General features: G+C 37.8%; 17 protein-coding genes and 1 other annotated feature. All 17 genes read right to left on the bottom strand.

The genetic code is table 11. The features are described 5' to 3' along the window. Positions 1-46 precede the first annotated feature (46 nt). Complete coding sequence (locus HMPREF0631_RS09070; protein ID WP_002844585.1) at positions 47-964, bottom strand: DMT family transporter; 918 nt, start codon at positions 962-964, stop codon at positions 47-49. Positions 965-1158: 194 nt separating this feature from the next. Continuing rightward, entirely contained in the window at positions 1159-3579 is a 2421-nt protein-coding gene (gene leuS / locus HMPREF0631_RS09065; RefSeq protein ID WP_002844582.1) for a leucine--tRNA ligase, read from the bottom strand. A 132-nt stretch (positions 3580-3711) separates the two neighbouring features. Continuing rightward, positions 3712-3893 (bottom strand) — a binding site (T-box leader). A 108-nt stretch (positions 3894-4001) separates the two neighbouring features. Continuing rightward, positions 4002-5027: a glycosyltransferase gene (locus HMPREF0631_RS09060; RefSeq protein WP_002844607.1), complete on the bottom strand. Its 1026-nt coding sequence runs from the start codon at positions 5025-5027 to the stop codon at positions 4002-4004. Between the two features lie 21 nt (positions 5028-5048). Then, on the bottom strand, positions 5049-5402 hold the full coding sequence (rsfS, locus tag HMPREF0631_RS09055) for a ribosome silencing factor (RefSeq protein WP_002844626.1): 354 nt from the start codon (positions 5400-5402) through the stop codon (positions 5049-5051). A 113-nt stretch (positions 5403-5515) separates the two neighbouring features. Then, complete coding sequence (yqeK, locus tag HMPREF0631_RS09050) at positions 5516-6106, bottom strand: bis(5'-nucleosyl)-tetraphosphatase (symmetrical) YqeK (protein ID WP_002844603.1); 591 nt, start codon at positions 6104-6106, stop codon at positions 5516-5518. Further along, the gene (gene nadD, locus HMPREF0631_RS09045) at positions 6107-6796 is read right to left on the bottom strand and encodes a nicotinate-nucleotide adenylyltransferase (RefSeq protein WP_002844605.1); all 690 of its coding nucleotides are present in this window, start codon (positions 6794-6796) and stop codon (positions 6107-6109) included. It abuts the gene before it with no gap. Between the two features lie 146 nt (positions 6797-6942). After that, on the bottom strand, positions 6943-7584 hold the full coding sequence (gene recX / locus HMPREF0631_RS09040; protein WP_002844631.1) for a recombination regulator RecX: 642 nt from the start codon (positions 7582-7584) through the stop codon (positions 6943-6945). A gap of 176 nt (positions 7585-7760) precedes the next feature. Then, positions 7761-9530 carry an NADH-dependent [FeFe] hydrogenase, group A6 gene (locus tag HMPREF0631_RS09035; RefSeq protein ID WP_002844596.1) on the bottom strand — a complete coding sequence of 590 codons (1770 nt, stop codon included), beginning with the start codon at positions 9528-9530 and terminating at the stop codon, positions 7761-7763. Continuing rightward, positions 9524-11356, bottom strand: a complete 1833-nt coding sequence (locus tag HMPREF0631_RS09030; RefSeq protein WP_002844581.1) for an NAD(P)-binding protein — start codon at positions 11354-11356, stop codon at positions 9524-9526. The genes HMPREF0631_RS09035 and HMPREF0631_RS09030 overlap by 7 nt, the downstream gene beginning before the upstream one ends. Positions 11357-11656: 300 nt before the next feature. Continuing rightward, a complete protein-coding gene (locus HMPREF0631_RS09025) occupies positions 11657-12574 on the bottom strand; it encodes a ribonuclease Z (protein WP_002844588.1) in 918 nt (305 codons plus the stop codon). 18 nt (positions 12575-12592) lie between these two features. After that, positions 12593-12991, bottom strand: a complete 399-nt coding sequence (locus HMPREF0631_RS09020) for a fluoride efflux transporter FluC (RefSeq protein ID WP_002844591.1) — start codon at positions 12989-12991, stop codon at positions 12593-12595. A gap of 24 nt (positions 12992-13015) precedes the next feature. Further along, a complete protein-coding gene (locus HMPREF0631_RS09015) occupies positions 13016-13387 on the bottom strand; it encodes a FluC/FEX family fluoride channel (RefSeq protein ID WP_002844609.1) in 372 nt (123 codons plus the stop codon). Positions 13388-13416: 29 nt separating this feature from the next. Next, positions 13417-14799, bottom strand: coding sequence for a ribonuclease E/G (locus HMPREF0631_RS09010; RefSeq protein WP_002844628.1), 1383 nt, complete (start codon positions 14797-14799; stop codon positions 13417-13419). A 3-nt stretch (positions 14800-14802) separates the two neighbouring features. Next, the gene (locus tag HMPREF0631_RS09005; protein ID WP_002844589.1) at positions 14803-15504 is read right to left on the bottom strand and encodes a TIGR03936 family radical SAM-associated protein; all 702 of its coding nucleotides are present in this window, start codon (positions 15502-15504) and stop codon (positions 14803-14805) included. Further along, positions 15504-17378 carry a TIGR03960 family B12-binding radical SAM protein gene (locus HMPREF0631_RS09000; RefSeq protein WP_002844592.1) on the bottom strand — a complete coding sequence of 625 codons (1875 nt, stop codon included), beginning with the start codon at positions 17376-17378 and terminating at the stop codon, positions 15504-15506. The genes HMPREF0631_RS09005 and HMPREF0631_RS09000 overlap by 1 nt, the downstream gene beginning before the upstream one ends. A gap of 33 nt (positions 17379-17411) precedes the next feature. Continuing rightward, the gene (gene rodA, locus HMPREF0631_RS08995) at positions 17412-18533 is read right to left on the bottom strand and encodes a rod shape-determining protein RodA (RefSeq protein ID WP_002844614.1); all 1122 of its coding nucleotides are present in this window, start codon (positions 18531-18533) and stop codon (positions 17412-17414) included. Between the two features lie 16 nt (positions 18534-18549). Next, on the bottom strand, positions 18550-21588 hold the full coding sequence (locus HMPREF0631_RS08990; RefSeq protein WP_002844613.1) for a penicillin-binding transpeptidase domain-containing protein: 3039 nt from the start codon (positions 21586-21588) through the stop codon (positions 18550-18552). Positions 21589-21594: the final 6 nt, after the last annotated feature.

Here is a 21594-nt window from a genome sequence, read left to right as displayed (position 1 = left end):
TATAATTCATTACTAAGCCCTTTATAAGTATTGTCTTATCTATATACTAATGACTCTTTTTTATTTTTTTAACAGGGAAATCAATCTGAGCTAGTAAAATTGCCACTACCAATATAAAACATCCTGAAAATTCTCTACTAGTCAAACTCTCACCCAATAGTACAATTCCTGCAAGTAAAGATACAACTGATTCAGAACTCATAAGAAGTGATGCTATTGTGGGCTGTAAATTTTTTTGAGCAACTATCTGTAAAGTAAATCCAATACCACTTGACATCAAACCTGTATATAAGATAGCTGTAGATGCAAGCATAACTGATTCCATTGTTACTGTCTCAAGAACGAGCATAGCAACAAGAGATAATATGCCCGCAGTTATAAATTCGACTAAAGATAACTTGATTGAGTCCACACCTGGTGCAAATATATCTATTACTACTATCTGTAGAGAATAAAAAATAGCGGACACAAATACAAAGAAATCCCCCCTGCTGATAGTAAAACCACTCTTGATAGACAATAGATATAGGCCTACAGCAGCTAGTGCAACACATACAACAATCTTAGGAGATACCTTTCTTCCATAGAAGACACCTAAAAGTGGAACTATAACTATATACATTGTAGTTATAAAACCTGCCTTTGAAGCAGTTGTACTCACCATACCTACCTGCTGTGAACTCATAGCCAAAAATAGTACCACACCAGCGAGTATACCCCCCTTAAATATAGCCTTGTCTTTAAATCCACCAACTTTTATATTCTTTCTCTTAAATCTCATATCCGATATATAAGATACCAACATCAAGAATATAACACACACAAGGCATCTGAAAAAATTAAATGCGTAGGGACCTATATGTTCCATACCAGTCCTCTGGAATATAAATGCAACACCCCAAACAAGTGCTGTTACTCCTAACATAAGACCACTGATTGCTTCTTTTCTCTTTTGTGCTTCCATACAAATCTCCTCTCTCTTTGTTTTTAAACTTTCGCCAAAATAAATAATACCTTAAAATTAAACAATAAAAAGGGCACTGCACTCAAGCAATAACCCTTTATAATCATATTAACATATTCTTTTCACAGCTATATATTATCATATAGTCTGTGGTTTGACAACACCTAAAAAATAAATAATTCTATTAATCGTAATTATTTAGCTACGATGTTGACAAGCTTACCAGGCACTGCAATTACTTTTACAACATTCTTGCCTTCAATAGCTTCAACAATCTTTTCATCCTTTAGGGCTATTTCTTGCATCTCCTCTCTACTTGTCTTGGCATCTATCATTATCTTTGACTTTAGCTTGCCATTTATCTGAACTACAACCTCTATCTCATCAGACTTTATAGCTTCAGCATCGTACTGAGGCCATCTTATATCGAATATGCTACCCAGCTTGCCTATCATTGACCATAACTCTTCACCTAGGTGAGGGGCAAATGGTGCTAGTATAACTACTACAGCTTCAATAGCTTCCTTGATAACAGCATCGTTTCTAGTGTCTAATTCCTTGTACTTGTATAGGTCGTTTATAAGTTCCATCAAGGCTGCTATAGCAGTATTAAATCCAAACTTGTCGCTTAGGTCCTCTGATACCTTCTTAAGTGTACTGTTAGTCTTGGCCCTCATAGCCTTGTCTTCCTTAGTCAGTTCACCGAATTCATGGTTGACCTTAGCAATATCTGCTAGTTCATCAACAACTCTGAATACCCTATTTAGGAACTTGAAGCATCCTTCAACTCCCTGTTCTGACCACTCAAGGTCTCTTTCTGGTGGCGCTGCAAATAAGATAAATAATCTAGCAGTGTCGGCACCGTATTTTTCAACCATCTCAACTGGAGATACTATATTCCCCTTAGACTTAGACATCTTTGAGCCATCCATAAGTACCATACCCTGAGTAAGTAGGTTCTTGAATGGTTCAACATGCTTTGTCATTCCCATCTTATTAAAGGCCTTTGTAAACCATCTTGCATACAATAAGTGAAGTATAGCGTGCTCTACACCACCTATATATTGGTCAACTGGCAGCCACTTGTCAATAACTTCTGAGTCAAATATATCTTCTGTGTTCTGGTTGTCTGCATATCTCATATAGTACCAAGATGAGTCTACAAATGTATCCATTGTATCTACTTCTCTTTTAGCCTTCTTGCCACACTTAGGACAAACGCAGTCGTTGAATGTTTCAGAAGTTGTAAGTGGAGATTCTCCCTTTCCAGTAAATTCTACATCTGTTGGAAGTAAAACTGGTAGGTCCTTTTCTGGGACTGGCACTATACCACAATCATCACAGTATACTACAGGTATTGGGCATCCCCAGTATCTCTGTCTAGATATCAACCAATCTCTTAGTCTATAGTTAGTTGTAGACTTACCAAGACCGTCCTTTTCTAGCTTTTCTATAATTGCCTTGAAGGCTTCATCCTTGTCCATTCCTGTAAATTCACCAGAATTTATCATCTTTCCATCTTCATCTATTACAGGCACGATTTCCATATCAAAAGTCTTAGCGAAATCTTCATCTCTATCGTCATGAGCTGGTACACCCATTACAGCACCAGTACCGTAGTCAGCTAGGACATAGTTGGCTATCCATATAGGCATTTCCTTGTTTGTTATAGGGTTGATTACATACCTACCTATAAACCTACCGTCCTTCTTTAGGTCCGCCGCTTCTCTTTCTATCTGTGTCATAGTGTGCATCTTTGTAAGGAATTCGTCCAAGTCCTTTTCGTATTCAGTACCAGCAACAAGGTCTCTTGCAAGCTGGGCCTCAGGAGCTACAACCATAAATGTTGTACCGAATATTGTATCTGGTCTAGTAGTGTAGACTGTGATAGTCTTGTCCATGTCCTTAACCTTGAAGTCAACATGGGCACCGTGACTCTTACCGATCCAGTTCTTCTGCATCAATCTTACCTTTTCTGGCCATCCGTCTAGTGTATCAAGGTCAGCTAGTAGCTCTTCTGAGAATTCAGTGGTCTTAAAGTACCACTGCTCTAGCTCCTTCTTTTCAACTAGTGTATCACATCTTTCACAGTGACCATCTACTACCTGTTCATTGGCTAGTACTGTCTCACATGATGGACACCAGTTTACAAATGACTTCTTCTTGTAGGCTAGGTCATTTTCTAAGAACTTTAAGAATATCTTCTGTGTCCACTTGTAGTACTCTGGAGTTGAAGTAGCTACTTCCTTGTCCCAGTCATAGCTTAGGCCTAGCATTGATAGCTGGTCCTTCATCTCCTCTATATTAGCCATTGTCCACTTGTGTGGGTGAACTCCATGCTTGATCGCTGCATTTTCAGCTGGTAGACCAAATGAGTCCCATCCCATTGGATGTAGGACATTGTAGCCTTCCATCTTCTTAAACCTAGCTACCACGTCACCTATTGAGTAGTTTCTAACATGCCCCATATGGATCTTACCTGATGGGTAAGGGAACATTTCTAGACAATAGTACTTAGGCTTTGAATCATCCCTTGTATCCATCTTGTACTGGTTATTGTCTTTCCAGACTTTTTGCCATTTCTTTTCGATTTTTGAAAAATCATAAACGCTCATAAAATTACCTCCTAATAATTGCTCTTTGACCTCTTAGGCCTTATATTTATTATCGTTTGAAATTCTTAGTTTAGGAGCGGTTGTAAATAGCTTAAAAATTTACAATAAAAAACTCGCCTCTAAACTAAATAGTTTAGGGACGAGATCACTCGCGGTACCACCCTAATTGACAGGAATTCCTGCCCTCTCGGTTAAGTCTTTAAACCAACAACGGTCATACAGGTTGACCGGCAAGTTCATCATGTCCAAAATATTGACTCTCACCACCGTCAACTCTCTGTAATTTCTTCTATAACTACTACTCCGTCTGTATTGGATAGGATCAAGACCTACCCCTATTGAAAGGATCCTAGTCCCTTATATTATATACAAGTTATCTTAACATATTAGAATATCAATGTCAACGAGAATACTGTCTAAATTTACAATCTCTTTGAGTATATTCCATATACCAGCCTGTAGATGCTAGCTGGCATTTTCATAATCATATTAGCCAATATCCTATCCTTCTTATTTACGGATGGATGGTCTAAGCCCTTGCTATACTTCTTAATAGTATCCTTGTAGATATTTTCAATATAATCGTCTTTTACACCTGCCTTGATCATCCTAGAATAATGGCTGACTGTCACCTGGCACATGACCCTTGCCATCTCTTTTTGAACATCTGCATCACCCTTATAGAGGGCAGCTATCATCTCTAAGGCCTCTAACTGCGTAAACAACTTCTTAGAGTATTTGCCACTTGTAATACCATTTACATTATCAAAATAATAATACAGGTCTTGGTCATAAAATGCAACCTTACCGGCCTTTTTCATCAAGACACTGCAAAAATAGAGGTCCTCACACATATGTAGCTTCTTTTCAAAGCCTACCTTCAAGCCACTTGAATCCTTTACAAGGCTGGTCTTGAATATCTTGTTCCATGTGTAGCCTGAATACTTAGCGTCTTTTAGCATGGCTATAAGGGCTTCCTTGTCGCTCTTTATACTTGTCTTGGCTAATAGGTCACATGGCTTGTTGTCTACTATCTCAGACTTGTCCTTGAATACCTTATAAGTAGAAACACCTATATCAAGTCCTGATTCAACCACCTTTTCATGATGAACCCTGACCATATCACAATGGAGTATATCGTCTGAATCTGCAAAACACAAATACTGGCCCCTAGCCTTTTTTAGACCTGTATTTCTAGCCACTGATACACCTGAATTTTCCTGCAATATGTAGATAAACCTACTGTCGCTTGATGCATACCTCCTAGCTATACCAGCAGACCCATCCTTGGAACCATCATCTACCATTATAACCTCTATATTCTTGTATGTCTGGTTTTTGATTGATTCTAGGCAGTCTTTTAAATATTTTTCTGCATTATAGATAGGCACTATTATGGATACTAGTGGCCCATATTCATTTGTATATTTTTTAATATCCTTAGTCATGTCCACTCCTATTATAATCCTTTAAGCTAGTTCGTCTCTTTCTACGTATGGTGCATCCTTCCATAGCTTTTCTAGGTTGTAGAAACCTCTGTTTTCTTCGTCAAATATATGTACCATGATATCGCCGTAGTCAAGTAGGACCCAAGACTGGCTTGTAATCCCTTCCTTACCCCTTGGCTCTATATCAATCTTTGTCATTTCATCCTCTACGCTATCTGCTATAGCCTTTACCTGCCTTGAAGAAGATCCTGTTGCAATTACAAAATAATCACATAGGCTTGATACCTTACCGATGTTTAAGATAACTATATCCTGACCTATCTTGTCATCTATTGCATCATAAATCTTTGCTAATATACTTTCAACTGTTTCCATAAATCCCCTTTCTTTTTTAAAGGTCATAGCCTATACAGACTATAACCTCCTATACTCTCTTATTATTAAACTGCTAATCTACCAATTATACTATTTTGTAGATATATTGTCCATTATTTTTTTAATTTTTCTTTTTCCTTTACCAAACTAAGGTAGTAGTTTCTAGCCTCTACTGTCCTAAGATGCATAGGTGCCTTCTTTTTTAGGACTACTCCTATTGTATTGTCCATAGACCTTAGTACAGCTTCATCAACTTTGCCTGAATAAGCCAGTTCTCTAAGTTCATCAACCATCGGATAATTTCTTCCAACCTCTATCAAATCTGCAAGGTAGACAGATTTTTCAAGATCTGTCATGCCTGGTCTTCCGGTGGTATGGTACCTAATTGCACTAAGTATCTCCTCATCCTCTATGCCAAACTCATGTCTAGCTATATATGAACCAACAACACTATGGGATAGGGCTGTTGATTTTTGTTCCATATCATCTAAAACTATCGAATACTTTGTGCAATATTTAGGAACGTCTTCGTACTTTACATACTTAGCTGTATCATGCAGGATACCTGCTATCTCAGCTTTTTTCTCATCACACCCCAAGATTTTAGCCAGTCTAACCGCAGACTTGGACACGTTTATAGAATGGATCTTTCTCTTTTCTGGTAGATATTCATCTAATTTATCTATCATATTTGCTATATCCATCTAGTCTATTGCACCTCCGTATATTCCTCTATCATAAATGTATTCTTCAACCCTAGTAGGCATCAGGTACTTGATTGTATGGTTACTCTTTAACCTAGACCTGATGTAGGTTGAAGAAATCTCAAGGGCGGGCACATATAACATATCTATACTGGCTCCATATTCCCTTCTATATCTTACTATGTTTTCCTGTGTTTCTAAAAGATTAATCCCAGGTCTTGCAGCAGCTATAAACTTGGCAAGAGCGAAGTTTTCTCTAAAATCCTTCCAAGTCTCTATCTGGTTTATAGTGTCAGACCCTGTAATAAAATATAAGTCTTCAAAATCATATATAGACCTCAAATACTTGAGAGTATCCACCGTATATGTCATATGGGTCTGTCTCATCTCATAGTCCAAAACGAAAAAATCATCATTCTTCCTAGTTGCAAGTACTACCATATCAAACCTGTGCTGCTTGTCGACTACATGACTCTTATGTGGTGGATTACCTGTAGGAATAAATATAATCTTATCCAAACAATACTTGTCCCTTATAAATTCAGCTATAACCAAGTGGGCATTGTGAATGGGGTTGAATGTTCCCCCCATTATACCTACCTTGTAGCCTCTCTTAGAGGACAAAAAATCTTTAATTTTACTTTCGTTTTTATCTATCGCATATTTTAATAGTTCATCTAATTCTTTCATCGTCTTTTCCCTTCAACCATGATAATTATATTTTATCACAGCGAGGATTATAAGTCCAATCTAATAATTGTTTCTATCATTTAAGTAGAGTCTTATTATATTTATCACACCTACTAACAAACTTAAAATAACCAATACTAAATTCTTCATTCTAAAAAATCATCCTCTTCATCTAATACTCTCCTAAGAGCAGAATTAATCGTATTATAATCAAATCCCTTATAGGCCAGATGTTGATATATTTTTGATCTTTTTTTCCTAGGCTCTTCATTCTTCAACTTTGACATCCTCTTTTTAGCTAGGATAATTGCATTTTCTAGCTCTACGTCCCTATCTACATTAGATATTGCCCTGTCTATATCAGAGCTTGATATACCCTTTGAGTAGAGGTTTTGTTTAATCCTATTCTTACCCAATTTCTTGAAATTCAGATCATTGTTGACAATCCTGTCAGCATACCTCTCATCATCTATAAAGGAATATTTTTTCATAAATTCAACTACTTTATCTATGATTTCAGGTGCAAACTCTCCAGCTAGTTTTTCCCTTAGTCTTTTTTCGGATTTTTCTGCCTTGGAAATAGAATTGAGGGCCTTGTTTTTAGCCTTCTCAAAATCATCGTTTTTGATGACCTCTGTTAGGTCCTCTATATTTATATCCTGCCCCTTTTCAAGCTTAAACTTATAGATTAACTCAGCATACAAGGACATAAAGTACTGCCCATCAAGATATAAGTTAACCCTATCCTTATTCTTCTTTTGAAATTCAATAGCTGTTATCTTAGCCAAGTAAATCGCCTCCAATAAAATATAGTGGGTAAGCCGACCTGAGTCAAGCCTGCCCACTATATTTCATTTTAACTCATTGTTATAGTTTTTTCTAGTAACAAATAGTTTCGTTGTATAATTTAGTATTGAGGGTTATATATTACTCTTACTCTTAGGCAAATATCTCATTTTTCAAGCTAATATTCATCATAAAAGTCATCCTCTACCATAGTCAACCTAGGTGATAGGGCCATATCCCACATCTCGTGGTCAGTGTGTAGGAGTTTGTGGGCAAGTTTGGAGTTTGGTACTCCAAGATAGTCATCATAGACCTTTATTATGGACGGATTTTCATGTGAATACCTAAGAGCCATCTTCTTATCTATGTCATATAGCTTTTTGGCTCTTTTTTCAGCAAGTTCCTGACCATCCTTTATAGGTTGGCCACCACCACCCGAACATCCTCCTGGACAGGCCATTATCTCTACAAAATCATAGGATACTTCCTTTCTAAGCAGCGCCTCTATAAGCCTTCTAGCGTTCTTTAAACCACTTGCCACAGCCACTCTTACAGTATTACCTTCTATATCAAAGGTAGACTCTCTCCAGCCCTTTTGGCCCCTTACAGACTTGAAAGCATCCGGTTCTGGATCCTTGCCTGTCACAAAGTAGTAGGCGGATCTTAGGGCAGCTTCCATCACTCCACCAGTAGCACCAAATATAGCTCCTGCTCCACTTCCTATACCAAGGGGCATATCAAAGGCTTCTTCTTCTAGCATATCAAATTTAATATTTTCTGACCTTATCATCTTTTCAAGCCCCCTTGTGGTTATGACTACATCTACATCCTTAGGTGCCTCTGAGTCGTTTATACTAGGTATATCAGCTTCGTGCTTTTTGGCAGTACAAGGCATTATAGATACGCAAAATATTTTTTTTGGATTAATATTTAATAGTTTTGCATAATAAGTCTTGGCTATTGTACCGAACATCTGCTGTGGAGATTTAGCTGTAGACAAGTACTTAACTAGGTCAGGGTACTGAGACTTTATAAACCTAACCCAACCCGGACAACATGAAGTAAACATAGGAAATTCCATAGGTCCAGCTGTAAACTTATTTAAAAACTCTGTAGCTTCTTCCATTATAGTGAGGTCAGCTGAAAAATTAGTATCGAATACATAGTCAAAGCCAATCTTCTTAAGGGCTGCCACCATCAGATTTGTGCTGGCATCTTTTTCGTCTATATTAAGTCTTTCTGCCCAGGCTGTCCTAACCGCTGGAGCAACCTGAACTACTGTTACTATACTAGGGTCTTCCATAGCCCTATAGACCTTGTCTATATCATTTCTAACGGTAAGTGCCCCCACTGGACAATGGGTTATACACTGGCCACACAATGAGCAATCCGCCTGTTCTATAGTCCTATTCCACGAAACATCTACACTTGTCCTGTAGCCCGAATTTACTACATCCCATATACCCAAACTCTGGACCTTGTTGCAGACCTGGATACACCTCATACACTTTATACATTTCTCAAAAGACTTTTGAAGTGGGAAGTCCTTGTTCCATGCCTTTTTTTCATACTTTACTTCAAAAGGCATATTGAAAATACTCATACTGTTGGCCATATCTTGCAAAGAGCAATTTCCACTTCTTACGCAAGTAGCACACTTAAAATCATGGTTTGCTAGGATAAACTCTATATTTGTCCTTCTTGCCTTCCTAACCCTAGGGCTGTTGGTCCTGATGACCATGCCATCTTCCACCTTGTTGTTACAAGATGTTATCAGCTTGTTGGTGCCTTCTAGCTCCACTATACATATTCTGCAGGCACCTATTTCGTTAAGGTCTTTTAAAAAGCATAGCCTAGGTATATCAACTCCAGCAAACTTGGCTGCATCCATAATAGATGTGCCTTCTTTTACTTCTACTTCAACATTATCTATTATTAAATTTACCATTTTAAAGTCCTACCCCCTCTAAAGTTACCCCAACCAAAATGGTCACACCTAAGGCATCTTGAAACCTCTTGCTCTGTCTCTTCCCTAGTAAGCCCCAACTCGATTTCTTCAAAATTATTCTTTCTTATTTCAATAGGGACTTCCCTCATATTTGACCTTGCACAGGCTTTTTTGTCCTTGAAATCCACTTTTGGTATCTCTACATCAACACTAATCCTGTGGTTAAATCCTAAGTATTCATCTATATTTGCAGCAGCTACCTTGCCAGCTCCTATAGCCTTTATAACTGTAGCCGGTCCTGTAACACAGTCACCACCAGCAAATACACCCGGTATATTTTTTACTTCACTTGAATTAAGAGCCTCAATTATTCCCTTTTTAACAGGCATACCGAACTCCTTAAAGTGGTTGGATCCTATATTTTGTCCTATTGCCACTATTATCTGGTCACACTCTATCCTCTCCTCTTTCTTAGAAGAATTAATCGGCTTGGCACGACCGTTTGTTATTGTAGATATCATCTGTGGTTGAACCCATATAGCTTTTGTATTGTTGTCCTTGTCAGCCTCTATCCTTATTGGAGCCATAAGAGTTACCAACTGGCAGCCTTCTGCTATAGCACCCTCTACCTCTTCTGGTAGGCAAGTCATGTCCTCTTGTCTCCTCCTGTATACTATAGACACCTTGTCTGCCTTACACCTTATAGCAGTTCTTGCAACGTCCATTGCAACATTACCACCACCTATTACAACAACTTTCTTACCTGTAAAGTCTGGATACTTTTCATCGCCTATATTTTTTAACATCTCTACTGCTGATGTGACACCCTTAGAATTTTCACCCTCTAGGCCAAGCTTTTTATCGTCATGGGCACCTATGGCTATATAGACTGCATCAAATTTTTTGGATAGGTCCTCAACACTAAAATCCTTGCCTATTTCTACATTTGTATGGACCTCTATACCAGTTGCTAGTATGGCATCTATATCTTCCTGTAGTCTCTTTCTAGGTAGCCTGTAGTTAGGTATACCATATCTTAACATACCACCCAACTTGTCCTTAGCCTCGTATACGCTCACCTTGTGGCCCATCAAGGACAAGTAATAGGCAGCCGATAGACCACTTGGTCCACCGCCGACTACAGCGACCTTTTTATTTGTTGATTTTGCTGGTTTTGGAGGTGGCACCTCTCCAGCATGGTCAGCAGCATATAACTTGATACCCCTGATATTCATAGGAGCATCTACCATAGTCCTCCTGCACCTCGCCTCACATGGGTGTTCGCATACTAGGGCACAGGCAGTAGTGAATGGATTGTCCTTTCTTACCAACCTGACAGCATCCTTGTACCTGCCCTCTCCTACCAAGGCCATATAGCCTGGTATGTCAACACCTGCTGGGCATAGGGCAACGCATGGTACAGATATATTCCTGTCCATAGAACAATTGCCAGTCCTTATATGTGATAGGTAGTCATCCCTAAATCCCATCACTCCCTTTAGAACCATTTCAGCAGCCTCTGTTCCTATAGCGCAGTCAGCTGTTTCCATTATCACCCTTGAAGTTTCTTCAATCAGGTCTATAGTTGATTCGTCTGCTTCTGATGATAAAACCTTTTCCATCAACTCCTTTAATTTGCCTAAGCCTATCCTGCATGGTACACATTTTCCGCAGGTCTGAGCATGACATAGGCTCAAAAAAGAAAGTGATATATCTATCGGACATATACCTGGAGGGCTAGACATAATCCTCCTCTCCATATCCTTATACAGACCTTCTACAACTACCTGGGCAGTATTAGGTGTATTAATGTATAATCTACTCATATTTCCCCACTCCCTTCATAATACAAACATATTTCTCAATAGAACATTGACCCTAAAAATATCCAAGACAGACCTATTGCTTTTTTCTATTATTTTTTAATGTCATATTTTTATTTGCTATATTAATAACAAGTGCCTTAAAATAAAAAACACCCCCTGCAGGAGTTTTTGACAAAATTTTCTGATAATTAATTATACCATTTTTATCTTATAATTAAAAGGTTTTTAATAAAAAAACAAGTAATAAACTTTTATATTTTTAGTAAATACAGTCTATTACTTGTTATATTAAAATCAATCTTAATCTTTGTAAGATAAGTCTTGCCTTATGCCATCATGAGCTATCACAGTGTTCTTAAATACACTTGTAGCATTTGCCATGTAGTCCTTAGGCTCCTCTAGAGATGGAGAAAAATGTGTAATCAATAGCTTGTCTACCTTACCACTCTTGGCAAGGCCAGCAGCCTCCCTAAAGGTCATATGCTTATTCTTAACAGCCTTGGCTATATCCATATCATCTCCATAGGTACCCTCACATATAAATAAGTCGCTTCCATATATAAAATCAGGTATAGACTCTACAGGTCTTGTATCAGTTACATAAGACAGCTTTATTCCCCTTCTCTCACGACCTAAAACCATGTCAGGGACATATGACCTGTCATCAATATAATAGGTCCTGCCTGACTGTAGACCCTTCCAAAGTTTCTTAGGTACATCATTTGATTTTGCCTTTTCTATATCGAATAACCTATTTCTTCTAAAGTAGAGACTATAGGCCAGGCACTCAGTAGAATGGCTAACTTCCAAAGTTGATATCTCTATTTCTTTAAATACATCATCAATTAGGGAAAAGCTCCCAGCTGGATTTTCTATTACCCTCAAACTAAATGGTAGACCCTCCCATAGGACCATCATAGCCCTTATTGCATTTTTTATTCCCCTAGGACCAACTATAGTAAGTGGGTTTCTCTTTTCTGAATTGCCCATTGTAGCCAAAAGACCCAACATTCCATTTATATGGTCTCCATGAAGGTGGGTAATCAACAAAAGATCTACATCCTTAAAACCACACCCATACCTTTTCATGGCTATCTGTGTACCCTCACCGCAATCTATCAATATCTTCTTTCCCTTATAATTGATAAAGAGGCAGGAGCAAAATCTATTATATGATGGTACATTACCACCTGTTCCCAACATCAATAAATTTACCAAACCTACACCTCCTTTTTCTTAACAAAATTTATTATTTATTCTTGCTAACTTGTCGCCTAGGATTGACCCCAAGATGGCCATTATATAGCCCCCAAACAAGCTAAGCAATAGATAGACCATTCCCTTTGCCATAGACTCTTGACTAAACAATACAAGGTCTTTTGTAAGGCTGGAAAAACTTGTAAATGCTCCCAAAAAACCAGTAGTAAGACCTATGTAACAAGGTGAAGACCTATCTATTTTTTTCTTTTTTATAGCATAGTAGTTTATCGTGGAAAGCAAAAAAGCCCCAACTAAGTTGACTGTTAAAATGGAATAATCCCCTGTACCAAATAGAGATTTTTCAAATATGCCAACTAGGTACCTCATCAGTCCTCCAAGAAAACCTCCAAAAAATATATATAATGACTTGTTCATATTTTCTCCCTTATAATACTAGTCCTATAGGTCAGCTACAGTAGCCACTATTAAGAACAAGAGAGCCCCCAAGAATATACTCGAAAGTACATATGTAATGGACCATAACTTAGAGCCATTATTGGATATATCAAGAGCTTCATAAAACATGGTCGAATATGTAGTAAAACCACCACAAAAGCCTAGCTGTACTAGGTCAACTAGCTTATCATTTTTCATATAGTAATATGAAAGAGCCAACAAAAAAGTCCCGACCGCATTAATTATAAATGTATGTAGTGAAAATTTGGTCTTCAATTTTTTCTTATTCTTGTTCTTAATACACTCTCCTAGCTTGTAACGTGCCAAAGCACCTACACCAGCTCCCAAGCATATAAGAAAGATCTTTAGTAGCATATATAACCTCCAAGTATCTAAAAATACAACTATTTTTCAATATTCGCATTGTACCTAACTTCCATTTTTTTGATCATGCCCTGACATGATTTAAATATTTCTTCTATTTCAACCAACCTGTATTCATATAGGATATCACATAACTTGATATCATAATTTTGCTTATGGTATACCTCTATTTGTACCCTCCTCTCAATCTCGTCAATGACAGAATCAAGTGACTTGATTCTAGAAAGGTTCTTTGGGTCAATATCTTCGTAATAGTCAAGTATAGACTTGGACTTTCTAGACCTGGATATCTCTAGCAGGCCCAGTCTTGTATAACCATGGACTTTAAATTTTCTCTCATCTTCAGAGAGACCTTGATTTATAATATCTATTAGGCTGTCTCTTGCTGACTTGTCCTTCATATCTATAAAATCAACAAGTATTATGCCACTTAAATCTCTCATCAGTATCTGCCTTACTATTTCCTTGGCAGCTATCTTGTTGGCCATTGTAACAGTAGTTTCATAGTCACTATAGCCTACAAAACCACCTGTATTGACATCTATTATGTTAAGGGCCTCTGTCCTATCAATTATGATGTAGGGTCCTTGCTTTGTATCCACCCTCTTAGACAATAATCTTCCTATCCTTGTGTTGATACCATAGGCTTCAAATATATCCGTATTCTTTTTCTTATCTAATTTCAACAATAGGTCGCTAGAAACAGTCTTTAAGTATGCCCTCAGGTCTTTATTAAAGTCCTCTTCTATACCATACACACTATATACTATCCTGTCTATCTCATCAGAAGATCCTTCATCTTGATCTACACCTATATTATCACCTATATATTCCAGTACTATAGATTGGGCTGGTCTTAATAGGCCAATCCTCCTATTTTTCTTAAAAGAATCCAAAACATCTTGATAGTCTCTCTCCAATATACCAGCCTCTTTTATCAAATCTTGGTCTAGCATATACTGTGCCCTAGTCCTTACAAGATACTCAGGTGATGGAAGTATAGACCTTATCCTGGACCTTTGGCTTGAATCTTTTATGGACTTTGAAAACACTGGTTTTTTAAGACCACCAATATAAACAAGTCCCCTTCCAGTCAAGGATATCTCGAGGTCTAGGCTAAGTCTCTTGTTTTCCTTGTCAGACTTTTTGACTTGGACCAAGACCCTGTCACCAACCTTTAGTGTGCTACTTTGTCCAAGCTTTAGGTAGCCAGATATATCTGAACCTATATCTACAAAGCAGGCCTCCATGCCCGGAAGCACCCTTTCTACCCTTCCAGCATATATGTCCTTGATCCTGACAGAAGCATCATTTTTCTCTATTACTAGGTCTACTAGGTCACCATCATCCATAACTGCCAACTTCCTAGAATTGACGAAATCCTCTATATAGTATCTCTTCATGGCCTACTCCATAGGCTTGACTAAGCTTGAGCCAATATACATATACAGGTCATTTCTTATGATATCTACGTCCAAATAATCGAGCTCAATGTCCAAGTAAGCCAAAATACATGGTAAAAACACATTTGTATTTAAATTTTGCTTAGAACCCGTTGCAAGTAGGGCCCCTATATGGAGTCTCCCCTCTATTATATCTATTGGATATAACTTTTGAATCATTGGTCTTATATCCACCTCGACTAGTTGCTTCTTCTTATTTTTCTTTGTAACTAGGATCTCTTCTTGGTTTAAGAAGTAATCAAGCTTATCTTTTAAACATTCGAGACTATAGTCTCTTAAGTTATCCACATAGAACTCATAGTCACCATACTCTATATTTGATGCCAATGCCCTCTCAGACCCGTCTCTTCTCAGGCATTTGACAAACTTTATCCCCTCTGGTAACTGAGCATTTATACTAGTCATCAATTCTTCTTCTGATATGTCGTTTTCTATATCTATATCCACATATTCTCCGTAACTTTCAACACCTAGGGCCAAGGCATTACCATAGCTCATCTTTGGATGTGGATTATAACCCTGTGAGTATGATAAACTTATTCCAGCCCTTCTAAAAGCCCTCTGAAACAAGGACTGAACATCTAGGTGGGATATGTAGATCATGTCTTTTATCTTTATATATTTTACTCTCATTGTGATTGACATTAACATAGCCCCCTTCCTATATCATTTGTATTTACTCCACAACCCCTACAGCCATGCCTGCAGTCAGCTGTAATCGTGTTCTTTTTAGCAAGTTCATTTTCTCTTATCAAAAATTCCTTACTTACCCCTACATCTATGTGGTCCCATGGGAATATCTCATCGTAGTCCCTATCCCTATAAGCATAAAAATATGGGTCTAATCCTGCTACCTCCATGGACTCTAGCCACCTATCAAGGCTAAAGTGCTGGCCCCATCCGTCAAACTTGGCCCCCCTCTTGAAGACTTCATATAATACCTGAGATAATCTCCTATCACCCCTGGCAAATACTGCCTCCATAAGGCTAGTTGGCGAATCGTGGTAGTTGTATTTTATATTGCCGTGTCTTAGGACTGATACAAGGTGTTTTTGCTTATCCCTTATCATCTGCTGGTTGTCCTGTGGGTGCCACTGGAATGGTGTAAATGGTTTAGGTACAAAGGTAGATGTAGATACTGTAACATTGAATTTACCCCTGATTCCACCATTAATTTCCTTGTATATATTTATTACCTCATAGGCAAGGTCTCTTATACCGTCAAGATCTTCGTATGTTTCTGTAGGAAGTCCTATCATAAAGTATAGTTTTACAGACTTCCAACCCATTTCAAAGGCACGTGATACAGCATTTCTTAGGTCTTGTTCCGTTACTCCCTTGTTTATTACATCTCTCATCCTCTGGCTACCTGCCTCTGGTGCAAAGGTGAGACCAGTCTTTCTAACCTGCTGGACCTTATCAGCAAGATCCATAGAGAAATTGTCTAACCTAAGAGAAGGCAGGGAAACTCCTATATTTTGGTCAGCGTACTCTTCTACCAAGTATTCTGCAATCTCACTTATATGCGAGTAGTCACTTGTGCTAAGAGAAGACAGGGATATTTCATCATAGCCGGTATTCTTGACCATATTATCCACTATTGACTTTAGTCTATCTAGAGACTTTTCTCTGATAGGCCTGTAAATCATACCCGCCTGACAGAACCTACACCCCCTAGTGCAGCCCCTAAATAGTTCTAGGACTATCCTATCGTGTATTGTCTCAATAAAGGGAACTATGACCTTTTCAGGATATTCCACAAGATCCATATTCTCAATTATCCTCTTTCTAGGTCTGTCAGGAGCCTTGTCGTACAACTTTTTTAGTTCTCTTACCCTACCATCTTCATAGTAGTCAAACTCGTAAAATGAAGGTATATAGACACCATCAATTTCTACGATTTCCTTAAAAAAGTCCTCTCTTGTAAGCCCTCTCTCATAAGGGTCTGTAAGCATCCATTTTTTATAGGCTCTGACTACCTCCCTATTTAACTCTTCTCCTTCTCCAAGGACTACTATGTCTACAAAATCAGCTATAGGTTCTACATTGTAGGCACATGAACCACCAACCATTATAAAGGGGTCTTCCTTTGATCTGTCCTTCCTAAAGATAGGAATTCCAGCAAGGTCCATCATATTTAGTATATTTGTATAGCACATCTCATACTGTAGGGAAAATGTCACAAAGTCAAAATACCTTATAGACTGCCTAGACTCTAGGGCAAAAAGTTTTATCTTATTTTCTCTCATCATCTCTTCCATGTCTATAGCAGGTGCGTAGACCCTCTCGCAATAGACATCATCATCCAAATTCAAAGAATTATAGAGAATATGACTACCCAAGTGGCTCATACCAACCTCATATATATCTGGAAAGCAATGAGCATACCTTATCATGCCCTCTACATCTGTATTCTTGTGTATGGTATTAAATTCATTACCTAGGTATCTGGCAGGTTTTTCAACCTTTTTAAGTATTTTTTTTATATCGACCTTTTCGTGCTTTAAATAATTATACAAAGTTCTTCTCCTTTTTGAACAAGGGCTAGTATTTTATGAATACAAGCCCATTCTCTTTCTTCTAAGACATATATTTAAGACAATGCCTATATTGGCCATAGATGTAAGCAGAGAACTGCCCCCGTAACTTACAAATGGTAGGGTAACCCCTGTTACTGGCATCAAACCTACTGTCATACCTATATTTTGTATTATCTGGTAGGTAAACATACCTGTTATACCAGCTATAACCAAACTTCCATAGGTATTTTTTGATTTTTTTGCTATCATTAAGAGTCTAGTGATTAGAAGTACAAATAGGACTATAAAAAATAGCATTCCTATCAGGCCAAACTCCTCTCCCACAACTGCAAATATAAAGTCACTGTCCCTAACAGGTAGAAATGACTCTTGGTTTTGAGACCCATTGTAAAGTCCTTTTCCAAATATTCCTCCTGAACCAATAGCTATCATAGACTGCAACACTTGATAGTTACTCATAGCCTCTGGGTTAAAGAAGTTAACTATCCTAATCCTCTGGTGTGGTGCCATCAAAAAATACATAATAGGCGCCAATATAACCATTACTATTACAACATTTCTAAGTATTTTATTGTTAAGTCCTGCCGCATACAGCATGAAGAATATCATAACAGAAAATACTATTGCAGTTCCTAAATCAGGCTGGCTAAGCAGTAGTCCTATAAAGGGAAATGCATAGACGACCAATAGAAACAAAGTCTTTAAATCGTTTATATTTTTCTTATTCTTATCAATTATATAGGCATAGCTCAATATAAAGGTAGTCTTTACTATCTCGGAAGTCTGTAAGTTAAAACTACCTATACGGATCCATGACCTAGCACCAAACTGGACATCGCCTATACCTGGTATCAAAACTAGTACCAAAAGTACCAAGCTTATTACATAGAGCTCCTTGTAGTGTTTACCTATGCTGTTATAATCTATCATCATAAAGACAGCTATTATAAGTGTACCCATCACAAAGGCCAGCAACTGCTTATATATTTGGGTAAAGTTCCCCGTCAGATTTGCGTGAGTGGCACTGCTCAGCACTATAAGACCTGAGAAGAAAATCACCAAAACTATTGATATAAGCTTCCAGTCAATATTTCTTAATATTTTAAGTTTTTTCCTGTATTCAAGTTTTTTCATAATTCCCTTCTCTCTTTTAGTCTACACCCTCAAGACCATAGCCATTTGTCCTATCTTCATTATTAGATGAGCCTATATGGTCATTTTCATTTGTCTCTTCTTGATCGTTTTTATTTGACCTATTCTTGTCATTATCGGATTTTTTGTCTGCTTCTTTTTTATCAAGATTAGGTTTTAACTTAAAGTATGATCCTAAGACCTCCCTGATAGGTAGCACTGCATATGAGGAGGATTCTCCCTGTGGTATCATACACGCAACTGCTATTTTAGGATTATCTGCTGGAGCAAATGCAACACACCAAGCGAATGAACCATAGTTTTCCTTAAAACTATCAATATCTTCATTTGTAAGCTTGTGGTTAAGTAGCTTTATAGCCTTTCTTAGATAAAAAGAATTAATCTTGTCTGTATTATCTAATTTGACCCTTACTCCATTTTTAAGCTCTTTTTCATACTTTTCTTTGTCATCTTTACTAGTTTGTGGACTAGCTATCTTTTTCTTTAATTCCTCTATTTTGTTCTTAGTTAATTCCTGTTCTTTCTCTGTCTTAAGTTCTTCATACTTGGCTATTACCTTGTCCTTTTCAACCTTATAAGAAGCCAAATGAGACATCAAGTATGCAAACTCATTGTCAGTTGGAATCTTACCAGTTTTCTCAGCTGTACCTGTCTTAGACGCAACCTTTATAGGGAAGTTTTCAAAAGCCTTCTTGGCTAGACCTTGCTGAGAAACCCTGACCATACCTATTTTCAAGTCTTCTAGATTCTTATCGTTTTTAAAGCTTATCTTGTCTAACCTTCTATTTGCCTCTTCGCCTATCTTGCCATTTGGAGATTCCGACTTATTTACTACATTTACATTTACCAGATATCCACCATTGGCTATTGCAGATACATATCTTGCAATCTGTACGGGATTGTATGCATTCTCACCCTGCCCTATAGACAAGTTAAAGGTATCACCAACACCCCATTTTGCATAATTTATATAAGAGAATACTAGATAATCTGCATCATCTGTTACATATTGAGACTTTACACCTAGTTTTTTTAGCCTGGTTATAGCCTCAGATCTTCCTACAGGTTTGTCTTCATCTATCCAAGATACTATCTCTTCTACCTTGTTCTCAAAAAGGTCATTATTTTTGGTGTAGTCTATTCCTTCAAAATGATCCTTCATTGTCTTTTCTATAGCAAGTTTCATCTGAATTTTTGTCTTTTCTATCTTTTGCTCTTCACTAGGAACCTTACCATTTCTCTGTTCCAACTGGCCTTCAAGCCCCGTCTCTTGGTCTAGACCAAACTTTTTAGCATAGTCTAATATCTTTTTAGCACCCATGCCTAGGTTTAGGTCCTGACCTGTGAGCCAGTTTTTGTCACTACCGATTATATAAAAATACACGTTACAAGACTCTTGTATTGCCTTATACAGGTTTTCAATACCATGGCCTTTTCTGGACTTATGCCATATATAATCGGCAAAGTTCCTATTACCCATTCTTATAACACCCGGATCATTTATAGTATATTCTGGGTTTAGACCTGACTCAAGAGCTGCCATAGCTGTTATCAGCTTAAATGTTGAACCCGGCTGGAAGGCCCCCTGTGTAGCCAAGTTTAATAATGGATTCGGAGCCAACAAGTCATTTTGGTTCTTAGGCAGGTAGTTGTTGTAGTCACTAGCACTTATGCCTTCTGCAAACTTATTAGGATCGTAATTTGGAAAACTTGACATAGCAAGCACATCTCCACTAGAAACATCCATGGCTACTATAGCACCTGATTTAGCTTTTGGCCCTACGTCACCTATACTTATATCTCCGAACTGACTTTTAAATGTTGAACCAGTTCTAGCAGAATTTATAGCTCTTTCTAATGACTCTTCTGCAACTGTTTGTAGCTTTGAATCTATAGTAAGGTAAAGACTGGACCCAGAAACAGGGCTTACAGACTTCATCTCATTGATCACCCTACCTACGCTATCAACCTTTACTTCCTTATATCCATCTTTTCCTTTTAGCTTTTCTTCAAAACTATGCTCTACACCAGAAAGCCCTATATTGCTATCACTGGAGTAACCTTTTGTCAAAAGTTCTTGCTGCTTTGAAGAAGGTATCTTCCCTACATAACCCAATACGTGTGAGGCTAGGTTTTTGTTTGGATATACCCTCTTTTGTTTGACTGCAACAGAAACACCTGACAAGTTCATTGAATTTTCTTCAATCTGGGCAACTGTTTCTTTCTTTATACCTTTTGCCAAGGTCACAGGATTATACTGTGTATATATATTGGACTTTAGTAGGTTTCTTACTATCATTATCTTTCTAGCTTCTCTATCTGATATGGACTTGTCTATCTTGTAATAGGAGTCCCTAATCTTCTTAAAGGCATCTCCAGCCTCTGTCTTTGAGTCTAACTTGTAGCTTTCCAACCAGTCTATCTTGTTCTTATCCTCTGTAAATTGCCATGTAGACACCAATATAGGCGGGTAGTAGCCAAGTGAATTCATCTTGGACTGGAGGTCTACTGGATTTTTTTCCCTATCAGCAAGGGAAAGCAGCCCATTTTTTATCAAAGAGTCCGTAATATAGTAGAAACACTGCTTTGGACTGTAGTTTTTTGGAATTCCATTTTCACTCTTGAATTCCTCTATTTTTTTGTCATAAGTGTACCTATACCTACCAGCCTCTATAAATATAGGAAAGTCATCTTCATACTTTTCCTCGTTTTTTTCCAGTATCCTAACCAGTGAATAGGCTGTCTTGTTTTGGTACTCGTCATTGTCAACACCCTTTTGGTTAAATGAATCGCCTACAATCTGCACGGTAAACTCTGGAGTGTTCCCAGCAAGTACGATACCGTTCCTATCCTTAATCTCACCCCTGGGTGCCTGAACCATTATCCTCTTGTAGGTCTTCTGATTGGCTAGGTCTACATACTGGTCCCCCTCTATTGTAGTCATATAGACTATCTTCACTAATATCAGGGCTAGAATAACAAAAATCACCTTGTTTAAGGTCTTAAGCCTAGACTTTAATAATGTATCTTTGTTCATTTTACC

It is taken from the genome of Peptostreptococcus anaerobius 653-L (assembly GCF_000178095.1).
GTDB lineage: Bacteria > Bacillota > Clostridia > Peptostreptococcales > Peptostreptococcaceae > Peptostreptococcus > Peptostreptococcus anaerobius.
The sequence above is the reverse complement of the archived record's forward strand: the minus strand, read 5'-3'. Positions and strand labels throughout refer to the sequence as shown.